Annotated in this window: 11 protein-coding genes; 5 read left to right on the top strand and 6 right to left on the bottom strand. The window is 54.4% G+C overall.

Translation table 11 applies throughout. From position 1 onward, the window contains the following. The first annotated feature begins 96 nt into the window (after positions 1–96). Complete coding sequence (locus VQ830_RS24505; protein ID WP_337270788.1) at positions 97–528, top strand: Lrp/AsnC family transcriptional regulator; 432 nt, start codon at positions 97–99, stop codon at positions 526–528. Between the two features lie 111 nt (positions 529–639). On the opposite strand, the gene VQ830_RS24500 is transcribed toward VQ830_RS24505, so the two are convergent. Continuing rightward, a complete protein-coding gene (locus tag VQ830_RS24500) occupies positions 640–2,115 on the bottom strand; it encodes an NAD-dependent succinate-semialdehyde dehydrogenase (RefSeq protein WP_337270787.1) in 1,476 nt (491 codons plus the stop codon). Between the two features lie 3 nt (positions 2,116–2,118). Further along, positions 2,119–3,399 carry a 4-aminobutyrate--2-oxoglutarate transaminase gene (locus tag VQ830_RS24495; RefSeq protein WP_337270786.1) on the bottom strand — a complete coding sequence of 427 codons (1,281 nt, stop codon included), beginning with the start codon at positions 3,397–3,399 and terminating at the stop codon, positions 2,119–2,121. Positions 3,400–3,527: 128 nt separating this feature from the next. Here VQ830_RS24495 and VQ830_RS24490 point away from each other — a divergent pair, with 128 nt between their 5' ends. Beyond that, the gene (locus tag VQ830_RS24490) at positions 3,528–4,346 is read left to right on the top strand and encodes a MerR family transcriptional regulator (protein WP_337270785.1); all 819 of its coding nucleotides are present in this window, start codon (positions 3,528–3,530) and stop codon (positions 4,344–4,346) included. A gap of 27 nt (positions 4,347–4,373) precedes the next feature. Here the strand turns inward: VQ830_RS24490 and VQ830_RS24485 are convergent, their stop codons facing one another. Beyond that, positions 4,374–4,772: a VOC family protein gene (locus VQ830_RS24485; RefSeq protein WP_337270784.1), complete on the bottom strand. Its 399-nt coding sequence runs from the start codon at positions 4,770–4,772 to the stop codon at positions 4,374–4,376. Between the two features lie 85 nt (positions 4,773–4,857). On the opposite strand from VQ830_RS24485, the gene VQ830_RS24480 reads away from it, so the two are divergent. Beyond that, positions 4,858–5,565, top strand: a complete 708-nt coding sequence (locus VQ830_RS24480; RefSeq protein WP_337270805.1) for a helix-turn-helix transcriptional regulator — start codon at positions 4,858–4,860, stop codon at positions 5,563–5,565. Between the two features lie 91 nt (positions 5,566–5,656). On the opposite strand, the gene VQ830_RS24475 is transcribed toward VQ830_RS24480, so the two are convergent. The 3 genes from VQ830_RS24475 to VQ830_RS24465 all read right to left on the bottom strand — a co-directional run bounded on the left by VQ830_RS24475 (position 5,657) and on the right by VQ830_RS24465 (position 9,153). Beyond that, complete coding sequence (locus VQ830_RS24475) at positions 5,657–6,487, bottom strand: universal stress protein (protein WP_337270783.1); 831 nt, start codon at positions 6,485–6,487, stop codon at positions 5,657–5,659. 169 nt (positions 6,488–6,656) lie between these two features. Beyond that, entirely contained in the window at positions 6,657–7,760 is a 1,104-nt protein-coding gene (locus VQ830_RS24470; protein WP_337270782.1) for a glycosyltransferase family 4 protein, read from the bottom strand. 13 nt (positions 7,761–7,773) lie between these two features. Further along, entirely contained in the window at positions 7,774–9,153 is a 1,380-nt protein-coding gene (locus VQ830_RS24465; RefSeq protein WP_337270781.1) for an FAD-dependent oxidoreductase, read from the bottom strand. Positions 9,154–9,450: 297 nt separating this feature from the next. On the opposite strand from VQ830_RS24465, the gene VQ830_RS24460 reads away from it, so the two are divergent. After that, entirely contained in the window at positions 9,451–11,394 is a 1,944-nt protein-coding gene (locus VQ830_RS24460; protein WP_337270780.1) for a hydrolase, read from the top strand. A 108-nt stretch (positions 11,395–11,502) separates the two neighbouring features. Beyond that, positions 11,503–12,939: a lipopolysaccharide biosynthesis protein gene (locus VQ830_RS24455; protein WP_337270779.1), complete on the top strand. Its 1,437-nt coding sequence runs from the start codon at positions 11,503–11,505 to the stop codon at positions 12,937–12,939. The last annotated feature ends 7 nt before the right edge of the window (positions 12,940–12,946 follow it).

The raw sequence follows: 12,946 nt of genomic DNA, 5'->3' as shown, positions 1-12,946 counted from the left end.
AGCCGTGGATAGCTGATTCATAGCTAGCGATTGGTCATTTCGCTGGTATATTCTGTGCAATATGACGATGTGGATCATCATAGTGCGGAGATGACAATGCAACTTACAGAAAAGGACAATCAGCTATTGGCGCTGCTGGCAGCAAATGCTCGGCTACCGGTGGCGACACTGGCCAAGAAGCTGTCCCTGTCGCGCACGACGGTTCAAGCGAGACTTGAACGTTTGGAACGTGAAGGTGTGATCGCCGGCTACGGCGTTCGGCTTTCGGAGACATATCAAGCGAGCCTGATCCGGGCGCACATCCTGATCACGATTGGACCCAAGGCTCTGGCGAAGGTGAGCGGCTCGCTTGAAAAGCTGCAGGCGGTAACGGCGCTTTACTCTGTCAGTGGCTCGTTTGATCTCATTGCCATGATCGCAGCGCCATCTATTGCCGAGCTCGATCAGTTGATTGATGAGATCGGAAGCATCGACGGCGTCGAGCGAACCTTGTCGTCAATCATCCTGTCGACAAGGATTACCCGGTAGGAGTGCCGAACGCAATCAGCAGCGGCCTCGGCGCTCGGTTTCAAAGGGATGCCTTTGCGACCAGACTGCATCTTAGACATGCAGCCGGCCAGCAAAGCCAAGACGTGGCGCTCAAATGCTCAGGCAGAGATATTTGATCTCGACATAATCGTCGATGCCATACTTCGATCCTTCGCGTCCCTGTCCGGACTGTTTGATCCCTCCGAAGGGTGCGACTTCGGTCGAAATAAGCCCCGTGTTGATGCCAACCATGCCGTATTCGAGAGCCTCGGCAACCCGGAAGATTTTCGAGATATCCCTCGAATAAAAATAGGACGCCAAACCGAACTCGGTATTGTTAGCCATTTCGATCACCTCTTCCTCGGTGTCGAATTTAAATAACGGCGCAACGGGTCCAAAGGTCTCTTCCCGCGCGACCTTCATCTCGGATGTCACATCCGTAATGATCGTCGGCTGGAAAAACAGGCCACCACGACTGTCGGCCTTTCCGCCTGTTGCGATCTTGGCGCCCTTGCCTACTGCATCAGCGATATGTTCCTCGACTTTGTCGACCGCTTTCTGCGTGATCAGCGGACCGGCGGAAACGCCCGGTTCGAAACCGTCTCCGACCTTGATGGCGCTAACCTTCTCCGCCAGTCTTTTGGTGAAGGAATCATAAATACCGGACTGCACATATAGGCGATTGGCGCAGACACAGGTTTGTCCGTTGTTGCGATACTTTGACACCATAGCGCCTTCGACCGCCGCATCCAGATCCGCATCATCAAATACAATGAAGGGAGCGTTGCCACCGAGCTCGAGACCGAGTTTCATGATCTGGTCTGCGCCTTGGCGCATCAGGATTTTGCCGACATTCGTGGAACCTGTGAAGGTCAGTTTTCTGACCTTGTCATTCTCCGTGAACTCCTTGCCGACGGATGAGGAATCCGTGGAAAGAACGACATTGAAGACGCCGGCGGGCAAGCCGGCTCGCTCCGCTAGAATCGCAAGCGCCAAGGCAGACAGCGGAGTTTCGGCAGCGGGCTTGGAGATCATTGCACAGCCTGCAGCGACAGCCGGCGCGAACTTGCGCGCCAGCATAGCGTTCGGAAAATTCCAAGGCGTGATGGCTGCAACGACCCCGACAGGTTGCTTGATCACGAGGATCCGCTTGTCCTGCTGATGGCCGGGGATCGTGTCGCCATAAACGCGTTTTGCCTCCTCGCCGAACCACTCGACATAGGATGCGCCATACAGAATTTCCCCTTTCGCCTCCGCTAAAGGTTTGCCCATCTCCATCGTGAGGATCGTTGCCAGATCGTCGGCATGCGCTGTCATAAGATCGTAGAGCTTGCGCAAAACAGCGGCACGTTCCTTGCCCGTCTTCTTCGCCCAGAGCTTTTGGGCCTTGTAAGCCGCATCGACCGCACGCGCCGTTTCAGAACGGCCCATGTCCGGCAACGTCGCAATGACTTCGCCCGTGGAAGGATTGGTTACATCAAAGGTTTTCTGACCATCGGCGGCAGCCACCCATTCACCGCCAATGAGGGCCTTGTCCGTCACAAGGGAGGTCTCTTTCAGTCGTGATAAAAGATTATTGGAAATCATCGGTCATGCCTCCGCTGCGCATTCGCGCAATGTGTTCTCCAGAATGTCGAGAGCCTCTGCAAAAACATCATCCTGAATGGTGATCGGCGACAGAAAACGAATGACGTTTCCATAGATGCCGCAGGTGAGAAGGATGAGACCCTTTGCAAGAGCCCTTTCGCGAACTTTGTTCGTAAACTCCGCATTGGGTAAGTTTGTGCCCGGGAGGTTTAATTCAACCGCATTCATGAATCCAGGCCCACGAATATCGGCAATTTGCGGCACCGAGGACACGAGAGATTGCAAACGCTGCTTGAGGCGATTGCCGAGCAGGCAAGCGCGTTCGTTCAGCCCCTCCTCTTCGATGATATCGAGAACGGCATTGCCCGCGGCAATGCCGATGGGATTGCCGCCATAAGTCCCGCCCAACCCGCCAGGCCCCGGCGCATCCATAATCTCCGCGCGGCCAGTGACGGCAGCAATCGGGAACCCACCGCCGAGCCCTTTCGCCATGGTCACGATATCCGCATTAACGCCGTAATGCTCCATTGCGAACAATTTTCCTGTGCGCGCGAAGCCTGTCTGCACCTCATCGGCGATCAACAATATTCCATGTTGATCGGCAATCTCACGAAGCTTTTGCATGAATGTGCGCGGCACCTCGTAAAAGCCGCCCTCGCCTTGGACGGGTTCAACGATGAGGGCTGCAACTCTTTGAGGATCGACATCCGCCTTGAAGAGCTTATCGAGAACAGAAAGGGAATGTTCCGCCGTTTGTCCGTGAAGCTCCACCGGGAAAGGCACATGGAAGACATCCGGCATCATGGCGCCGAAGCCGGTCTTGTACGGGACGACTTTACCGGTCAGCGTCATCCCCATGAAGGTCCGCCCATGAAATCCACCGGTAAAAGCGATTACGGCCGAGCGGTTCGTGGCGGCGCGGGCTATCTTGATCGCGTTTTCGACAGCTTCCGCGCCTGTCGTGACGAAGATCGTCTTCTTTTTGAAATCGCCGGGAACTGCCGAATTCAGGCGCTCTGCCAGCCGGACATAATTTTCGTAAGGGACGACCTGGTGGCAGGTGTGGGTGAAATGATCGATCTGGTCTTTTACCGCCGCAATGACCTTAGGATGCCTGTGGCCGGTATTCACGACGGCTATGCCAGCCGCAAAATCAATATAGCGTCTGCCTTCGACATCCCAAATTTCGGCGTTTTCCGCGCGCTCAGCATAGACCTGTGTCGTGACGCCAACACCGCGCGATATGGCGTCAGAACGACGCTCAGACAAATCTACGTTCAACATGATTTTTCCCCTCACTCGACAGGTAACGGATATTTTCACACCCACGCAAAAACTCTATATTTTTTCTGTAGAGTTGCAATCTCCTTTTTCATCGCTATCAAAAAGCGGATGCGAACCGGATAAGGTGAATGGGCGAAACCAGCTTTAAGATCGCGGAGGCAGCAAGGATGGCTGGCGTTTCTGCTTCCACGCTGCGTCTTTGGGAGGCGCAGGGACTGTTTGAGCCATTGCGCAGTGGGTCTGGACAGAGACTTTTCGACCATGCGTTGATCGCGCGCCTGCAAAGGATTGCCTGGTTGCGAAGTGAACGGGGACTGAACCCGGCTGCCATTCGCGAGATTCTTTCCGAAAGCTCTGCCGAAAGGTCCGACGCTTCAGAAGAAGACGGGAACGATCAGGCTGAGGGTATTCCCATCGGCACGAAAATTCGGCGGCTGAGGCAAAAGCAAGACAAAACGCTAGAAGCAGTCGCACAAGCCACCGGCCTTCCCATCTCCGTCCTGTCGACCTTCGAGCGAACCTCGGTCGGACTTTCCTTTGTCGGCCTGCATTCTGTAGCCTCTTGTCTCGACACCACGATCGCGACACTTAGCGGGGAAGAACCCTCAGGAGCCCACTCACTGGTTCGCCAGGGGGAGTGGAAGACTTGGCCGCAGACGTCCTCGGGCGTGACGGTCCAAGTGCTTGCACAGGGAAATCCGCAAATGGAATGCCATCGGTTTCAACTTGCCCCCGGCGCCTCCAGCGAGGGCGCATATCAGCATGCCGGGGAAGAGTTTCTCCACGTTCTCTCCGGGAAATTGGAGATCGTTCTCGATGACGACCAGTTTTTCGAGCTTCAAACCGGCGACAGCTTCTATTTTCAAAGCAGCAGGTCCCACTCATGGAGAAATGCTGCCGATGGCGAGACCATCCTGATCTGGGTCAATACTCCGCCAACCTTCTAGACCGCAGGGCGGCTTGGCACGCAGTGATCATCGGCCGCTAAAGCGCAGCCTCGCAGCATCCGAGACGGGCGTATAAAGGGAAACACGGGTTCCTTCAGGGTCGGAAAACTGAACCGTGCGATTACCCCAAGGCAAATCCTTAGGCTCATGCACGACTTCGATACGGTCTTTCAAACGGGCGAACTCAGCATCGACATCCACCACCATAAACTCGAGGATGGCGGTTTTGTTGGCGCATGGTTCGGCACTGCCCTCCTTGAAGAGACTGACCGTTTCCGCGCTGCCGATTGCCAGGACCGCGCCAGGCATAACGATCTCGGCAAAGACGGGCGCAAGCCAATCCGCTGTATAACCTGTCAGCAGCTCGTAAAAGGCAACCATCGGCTGGATATCGGCCGCAACAAGGCGCGTTGAAGCAAATTTCATCAAGTTCTCTCCATGGATTGTTTCGGTTGACTGCTTTGATGACACAGTCATGCTGACAGCGTGGTGGCAGCAGGAGTCAGCAGCTGTGCGAAAAGCCGAGCGTCTTTTTCAGATCATCCAAATCCTGAGACGATCAAGCCGTCCAGTTACCTCGTCACAATTGGCCGATGAGCTTGAAGTGGCGCGGCGCACGGTCTACCGCGATATCGCGCATTTGATTGCCCAGCGAGTTCCCATCTCAGGGGAAGCGGGGTTGGGGTACGTTCTCGATCAAACATACAACATGCCGCCGCTGATGCTTACCCCAGAAGAAATTGAAGCGGTTCTGCTTGGGGCGCAAATGGTGGCAAGGCTGCGTGATCCAGCCATCACGAATGCGGCCAAGGATGTCATTGCAAAGATCAGTGCGACGATGCCAAGCAGCTATCTGCCTTTTATTGCAATACCGGCCGTCAGCCTGAAGCCTGAAGATCCCTTAGAGCCATCTGCCTTCGACACACGCCCGATCCGGCGCGCAATCCGCGACGGGCAAAAGCTGGCGATCGATTATCGTGCGGCGGACGGCGCTGTCACGCAACGCGCCGTCTGGCCGGTAATTCTAGGCTATGCCGAAGGGCATTCCCTGCTTATTGCCTGGTGTGAACTGCGCGAGGCCTTTCGCCATTTCAGGTGTGAACGCATCCTTGATCTCACGGTTCTGGAAGAGCCCATCGGAGTCCCAAAAAGCACTTTAAGGCAGCGATGGCTTCAATGGCGCGATGGTGAATTTTCGCGATTGCAAAAAACGCCGTGACAGTCGTTCTCGGACGCCTTTTTCAGGTGCTGGGTTCCACCTGACAAATTGTGCACTCGGCGGAGAGCCATGCCTTACACAAACGGCAAATCTATCGTGCCATTAGGACCGGCACCGGGCAATCCTCCAAAATTGCAGCCGTGACGCCTCCAAAGATCCGCTCTCGTAACCGCGAATGGCCGTAGCTGCCCATCACGATCATATCGCATCCAATCTCCGTCACATGTTGACGGAGCACATCTTCTGTTGGACGCCCGCCGCTCGCAACCTGCTCGATGACCACATCAACGCCATGGCGCGATAGAAAGGCTGCAATATCGGCACCCGGTTCGCCGCCGTTTCCATAATGGGCAAAGTTTGGATCGACCAAGGTTAGATGAACTTCGTCCGCATCTTTAAGAAGATCCATTGAAGCCCTCACGGCGCTTACAGCTTCCACACGCGAGTTCCATGCAACGCAGACGTTTTTGGGCCGCAAATTGGCATTGCTGCCTTCTGGTAAAATGATGAGAGGTGTTCGCGTATCGAACACCGCAGCAGAAATCACCGCCTCGCGAAGGTCGATATCCTTGCGCACGCCAATCCCCATCAGAACCACGTCGACATACATGGCGCGAAGCGCAATATCATGCTCGATGACGAAACGGTCCTCGCAACGATGTGAGATGTCGAACGAAATACCGTTTGTTCGGCATGCCTGCGCCGCCTTTTCCTGGACGGACAGCAAGGCTGCGGTTTTCTCCTGTCGATCATCGATCCACACCGCTGTGAACGGATAATCGGCATTGAAGGGAGGAACAGCCGATCCCAGGACGAGAAACGACAAATGAGCATCGAGTTCAATCGCGATTGCAATGGCGCGATCGATATCCTGCTGCGCATGTGTCGCTCCGATGGTCGCAAGTACAGTTTTGAAAGCCACGGGCAATCCCCTTCCATCTGTGTGATTGGTGATGGAAAGTTACCTGATGGCGCAAGAGCTGCCATGATCTTGGTCAATGACGATCTCAAGACGAGCGGATAAGGCGCTTCGCGATCGCGATGAATTTTAGAGGCAACCTGTATTTATTGCTGCGCCGGTTCGCCACGTTTCAGCCTGTGGTGTTCGGTTGATCCCGATTTGCCGTGGTGGCTGCAGTCTGTCTCGACAAGGCAGAGAGATAAACCTGCATCGTATCTCGTGCCACACGATCTATGGTCAGGTAATCGATACGGTATTGACTACGCTGTTTCCAAAGCTCGATCTGATCCGGCGTTTCGATAAGTTGTTGGAGGGTTTGCGCTAAAGCATTGGGATCCTTGGGAGGCACGAGAATACCGGCTTCACCCTGCTCAAGCAGCTGAGGAATACCGTCGACTTTTGTGCCAACAACGGCACACGCTGCCTCACGCGCTTCCGAGAGAACGAGGGGGGCAGGATCGGCGTGCGAGGGCAACACAAAAATGTCCGCCCCAAGCATATAGGGATATGGATCCTTGGCAGGTCCTATAAAGGTCACGGCCGGAGCGCATTTGAGTTGGGAGGCCATCAGCTCGTAGTCTTGGCGGAATGGGCCGTCACCGACGATGTAAAGATGGAAGTTGGGGCTCGACTGGTAAAGAATATCGACTGCCTGCAGCAGGTCCGGCAACCCCTTGCGAGGATGAAGCCCACCAACAAAAACGATGCTCGGTTTGTGCAATGCGGCCGGGACTTCACTGCGCCCTTCTGATCGAGCAGAACCGATCGTCCCATTGAGGACGACCGCTAGCTTCGAGGCTGCAACCCCTCTTCTTCGCATCGACGCGGCGACGACATCGCTGACTGCAATCACGCGCTTGCCGAGCCCCATAAGTGTTGCGCTCTTTTCAAATTCATTATGGACTGTCGTGATGAGCGGAACGCCGATCAGCTTACTGATTGGAAATGCCAAAACGGCACTTGTCATCATATGGGCATGGACGACCTCGGCGCGAGATTTACGCAGGGCCTGAAGAAGCCGAACCTCAGCCTTTAGGAGATTGAGGACCTTCCGGTTATGGTCGACGGTGAAGGTCTTTATGCCTTTTTCGTGCAACAATCCGTCGAAGTCACCACCGCCGCTAGCGACAAAAACCTCATGTCCCTGCGCAGCCTGAGCGCAGGCAAGATCGACAGCGGCATGCACATGTCCATTCAGGCGCTGCGTGTGATTCAGTACATGAAGAATACGCATAACGAACCTTTCATCACCCGCTCAACGCGGCGGTCATTTCCGATTTTAATGGTGGGGCGTCTTGCACAGAAAGATCTGCCAGAGCCATTTCTACGTCGATTGTCGAGACACGTGCGGTTGGCTGGTAGTTGAAGGCACCCTGCCTACCCATCGACTCGATACCAAACGCTCTTAGTCTTTTTATAGCCTCATCGGCTCGCTGTGCCGCACCTTTACTGTAGATCGGATAGGCATTCTCGAGGATCTGGCTACCTTCCAGATTGAGCGCTCCCTTGAAGAGCCCATTCCGCTCTACATGTCGGCGGAAATCATCCTCGGCCTCTTCGACCGTGTTAACCTGGCCCGCAATAACTTCGACAGCGAAATATTCACGTTCGTTGATGGCGCCATAGAAGTCCGAATAGACAGTGAGCCGTTTCCATGCCCCATCGTGCGAGAAGTTATAGATAATGGACTGTGGAAAGCCTCGATCTCCTCGAAAGCTGAAGTAAAGGCTGATCAGAGTGATCGTCTCGAGTGGGGATTGTGATGGGAGCTGGCAAAGTCTCTCCATCGCGGGAATTGGAACTGTCGAAACAATTCGCTTGGCCGAGAATTCTCCACTGTCGGTAATCACATGAAACCCAGACGCCGTTTTTTCTATCCGCCGTAGTCCAGCCGACAATTGAAAAGCAACGCCATCGTTCACCAGCCTTCGCACAGCCACGTCGTACAGCTTTGCAAAACCTTCCTTTGGTCTTGCCATCTGCCGATTGGCCGGTCCAGCAACCGACGCGGGTTTAAAAAGCTTCTTTAGAAGGTTGCCGATTGATGCATGCTCGCTGATCCAAAGCATCCGTTTGCGCGCAAGGTCGATATCGATTGCCTCAGGAACGATGCCGTAAAAGCGACACATGTAGGTTTCAAGGCCCGACCGCCAAAGCAGATGAGCACCGATCCAATAGCGGGCGAAATCCCGCGCATTGTCCATTCTGCGTCGGAAAAGCCGCGCATAAAGAACGGACGCCCCGATCCGCAGGAGGCCAAGCGGGCCGGCGGCAAGAATATCGTCGCGAACCGAAATCGGATAGGTCGTTATCTTTTTTTGCGGATTGAGACGGCCCCAACTGGGATCGATCGGCACGTAATGGTCCAGAATTTCGGGGAAGTGACGCAGCAGCGGGGAATCATCCTGGAAGATCAAGCTGCCGACGTCGAAGGTATAGCCTTCGGGCGAGGTCCAATCGAGATGGTTACCGCCAACCTGAGCATAATCGTCGACCACAAGGGTCTTTTCTCCCTTGGCCGCCAGCATTGATGCTGCAACCAATCCAGAGATACCTGCTCCGACCACAATTGCATCGAAGCGTTGCGGAGTTGATGAAAATGCAGGCTGCCGGTCTGTTCCGTCCATATAGCTATGCCCCCTCTGCATTCCTGGCGTTGCATCACAACTTTATGATCTATTAGCACGAAAAGCAGATGGTTTAAGAAAAAACTATGTATCCACACCCATTGAAATTAATATAGCAAGACAACTTCAGCTTATTGTCATAATAACTTTCTAAATTCGACTTGCGAGGGAATATTTCTCTCTGTTACATACCAAATTGGCTTCTAAGCGCGCGCTGTGAATATTTGTAAAAGTCCAGCAACGGAATTAGAAGGATCGTCGGCGAAAGGGTATTTTGTGCTGCGGCGGAACCTTAATGTGCTGAACGCTCCCCTGAACGGCGTCGGATTGATCTCCAGCGACGTCTTCGACACATTGCTTTTGCGGCGTCCGCGAGCGCAACGCTCGCGTGTGATAGAAGGTGAGAGGCGGTTCGCGGCTCTTCTCAAAGCAGAAGGTTTTCGGATTGATGCCGAGGAACTGCTGCGCGTTCGCATATTGGCGGAACGTCTTGCCTACCGCGCCCTCAACGTCGGCGGCGGGATCGGAGAAGTCAAACTGTCCGATATCATTGCTCGGCAACTCGCTTTTCTTGGGCTGCCGCAGTGTTTCGTTGTCAAGCGGCTCGACATAGAGATCGCAATCGAAAAAGAGTCGTTGTTTGCAAACGGCGACTTAGCGATGGCTCTGCGCGAGCACCGTCACCAGGGCCTGCGTGTCGTTGCCGTGTCCGACACCGCGTTGCCGACGGACCGCTTGACTGAACTCTTGAACTACTTTCACGGACCCGGCCTTATTGACAAGGTTTACTCCAGCGCTGAAATCGGCGCGAGCAAGCGCTCAGGAAATCTCTTTTCTCATCTTCTGACAGAGGAAAAGATCCCAGCATCACGTGTTCTACACATCGGCGACGACAGGCTTGCAGATCACAATGTGCCGCACAGTATGGGGCTGCAAACCGTCCACCTCCCGAAAAATCGAATACGCCATTATCTCACGCGTGCCGACGGAGCACGCGCGGAAACGGCGAGAAGCCTGCGCAAGGCCACCGACCGCATCAGGCTTGACCAGTCCTCGACAGCCAATAGCTTTTCATTCGGAAGAGACGTATTTGGCCCTATAGTTGCGCAATTTTGCCTGCATATCTGGCTTTATGCGCAAGAGGTCGAGGCCCAGGGCGGAACGCTCGCCTTTTGTGCACGAGGTGGGATCGGCATCAGGGAGGCATTCGAGAAACTGATCAGCCGCCTTCAGCTGCCGCTTTCATTGCGCCGGGAAAATATTCTCATTTCACGTTTGGTCGCGGCGCGCATGGCCCTAGAAGCGCGCAGCCCGACTGTTTTGGAAGAACTCAGCCGCGAATTTGGCAGAGCAAGCTTTGCCGACGTCGCGACTGCGCTTGGCGGAGGCAATTACGACTTTCCAGCAGCTTGGCGGGAGCCGTTCAGATCCGAGCAATTCTTCTGTATGCTGGATACACCCTTCGCCGCGCAGATCGTTGAAGATATCGCGCAACAGAACAGGCTGTTCCGCAAACATCTAAATGCAATTTGCGGAAACGAGCGGCGGGTTATTTTATGCGATACCGGATTATACGGCAGCACGCAGCGCCTTCTTGCTGCAAGTCTGACCGATAAATCCTTTGAAACCGTTCAGTTTGCACGTTGCAACTATAAAGGCTTCAACGAGGACCACTTTGCCGAATTGACAGGGCTTTTGGTCGAAGACAATTTTTACAACCCATTGAAGATCGAAACGGTCGTACTGCGCTATTGGCATATCATCGAAAGCCTTTTTGAACCGGAAATTCCTTCTGTGCGCCTCTTGAGGCTGACAGAAGAAGGCACGGTCACTGCGAATTGCGGGGACATCGCCTATGGCAAGATCGATGCGGTAAAAGGCAACATGCTCTTGTCGGGAGTTCTGGATTATATTGAGAACGTGGCTAGCGGCGCGCAAATCTTACGGGAGGCGGCGCCAGCTTGGGCGCGATTGAAACAGGCAATCACCAATCCCAGTGACAGCGACAGGAAAATGCTGGGTGTTGGGCCTCGGTCCGTCGATTTCGGCCGGTCGGAAAGCATTAACGTGGTGAACACGACCAGCGGTACGAACACCATCCGTCGGCTCAGTTCCATCAAGACCCACCTTTGGCGCGAGGGTGCAATCGCACAGGACTTTCCACGTTTGAAGACAGCACTGCTTCCAGCCTTGGAGCTTGCTCATATCGTACGTAGCATCTCTGTTCGTCTGCAGAAATGATAGACCTTAGTGTGACGGCGATTGCCGTCAGGGGGAGTTTGGAAATCGGGGGGGTTATAGGGCCTGCACACAGTGTAGAGCCTGCATATAGAAGGTGTGGAGTAAAATATGCTGGCGTTTAAGGCTGTCCAGGGAGCGGGCTGGCTTGTGTTTTCGCGTCTTGTAGGACGCGTCATTGATTTCTTTACCTTGCTCGTCCTCGCCAGAATACTGTCACCGGCTGACTTCGGACTGGCGGCCCTGGCAACATCGTTGGTGCTGATAGTCGACACCGTGCTGGAAGTACCCGTCACCCAGGCGCTTGTCCGGCTGCCGAAAATTGACAAAAGCCATCTTGATACTGGTTTCACGCTTGGCCTCATTCGCGGCGCGCTGATTGCCGTCATTGTCCTGGGAGCTGCCTGGCCGTTTTCCGTATTCAACCATGAGCCTCTTCTGCTGCCTTTGGTGGCCGTTCTGTGCATAGGTCCTGTGGCGAAGGGTTTCGTCAGTCCGGCCATGGTGACATTTGCCCGTCAGCTTGGCTTTCGGCAGACCTTCATTTTGGAATTATCAGGAAAAATATGTGCGAGCGCGGCTGCCGTAATGGTCGTGCTCAGTGGTGGCGGCTATTGGGCAATTGTGACGAATTCCGTTATTGCTTCCGTAGCGGCGACTATCGCTTCCTATGTTCTTGCGCCCTATCGCCCCGCCCTTTCGTTGGGACGGCTACGGGATTTCGCAAGTTTCATCGGATGGTTCAACTCGGCGCAGATCATCTCGGCGTTCAACTGGCAATTCGACCGCTTTTTCGTGGGTTCGCTGACGGACAAGGCGACGCTGGGACGATACGCGGTGGCCAACGATGTGGCGGTCATTCCCACACAAAGCATAATCGGGCCGGCTCTCCAGCCTGTCATGGCAGCATTCTCGCAAATCAATAACGATCCGGTTCGTGTAAAACAGGCCTTTCTCAAAGCTGTTCGATTTGCAATGCTGATTTCGGTGCCGGCATGCATCGGCATAGCTTTGACTGCAGATCTGGTCACGGACCTCCTGCTGGGAGAAAAATGGAAAGATGCGGCACCGCTTTTAAGCATTCTGGCAATTTCGGTGGCACCGATCCCGTATTTCCAGACGCTCTACTCCGTCAGCCTAGCGCTGGATAAGCCGAATGTGATTTTCAAGCTCAATCTGACAGATCTCGTTTTGCGCCTTGTCCTGCTTCCAAGCGGATTTTATCTTGGATCGGTGACCGGAGTGAGCTTCGCTCGAGTCCTTCTTTCTTTTGCGATGTTCGGCTTCTATATCACCGAGGTCAGAAAGCTTCTCGACCTTGGTATCGCAAAACAATTGCGCAATCTGTGGAAGGTTGCTCTATCGGCACTTGTCATGGCTTGTTGGGTTTACTTCCTCCGAAAAGGCTTGAGCGATCGGCATCTGAACCATGTCCTCGAACTTGGCTTTGTCTCAGTGACGGGGGCAGCGGCCTATGCGGGAACGCTTCTTCTCCTCGGCATGCGACTAGTTGCCGGACGTGGGCGGCTTGAGCTCGTCGACCGTTGAAGACGGT

The organism is Oryzifoliimicrobium ureilyticum (assembly GCF_037199735.1).
Lineage (GTDB): Bacteria > Pseudomonadota > Alphaproteobacteria > Rhizobiales > Rhizobiaceae > Rhizobium > Rhizobium ureilyticus.
This window is presented reverse-complemented; position numbering and strand designations above follow the sequence as displayed.

Coding starts and splice junctions, on each gene's coding strand:
- VQ830_RS24490 (WP_337270785.1), top strand. CDS start 3,528: ATGGGCGAAACCAGCTTTAAGATCGCGGAGGCAGCAAGGATGGCTGGC.
- VQ830_RS24455 (WP_337270779.1), top strand. CDS start 11,503: ATGCTGGCGTTTAAGGCTGTCCAGGGAGCGGGCTGGCTTGTGTTTTCG.
- VQ830_RS24495 (WP_337270786.1), bottom strand. CDS start 3,399: ATGTTGAACGTAGATTTGTCTGAGCGTCGTTCTGACGCCATATCGCGC.
- VQ830_RS24505 (WP_337270788.1), top strand. CDS start 97: ATGCAACTTACAGAAAAGGACAATCAGCTATTGGCGCTGCTGGCAGCA.
- VQ830_RS24465 (WP_337270781.1), bottom strand. CDS start 9,153: ATGGACGGAACAGACCGGCAGCCTGCATTTTCATCAACTCCGCAACGC.
- VQ830_RS24485 (WP_337270784.1), bottom strand. CDS start 4,772: ATGAAATTTGCTTCAACGCGCCTTGTTGCGGCCGATATCCAGCCGATG.
- VQ830_RS24470 (WP_337270782.1), bottom strand. CDS start 7,760: ATGCGTATTCTTCATGTACTGAATCACACGCAGCGCCTGAATGGACAT.
- VQ830_RS24500 (WP_337270787.1), bottom strand. CDS start 2,115: ATGATTTCCAATAATCTTTTATCACGACTGAAAGAGACCTCCCTTGTG.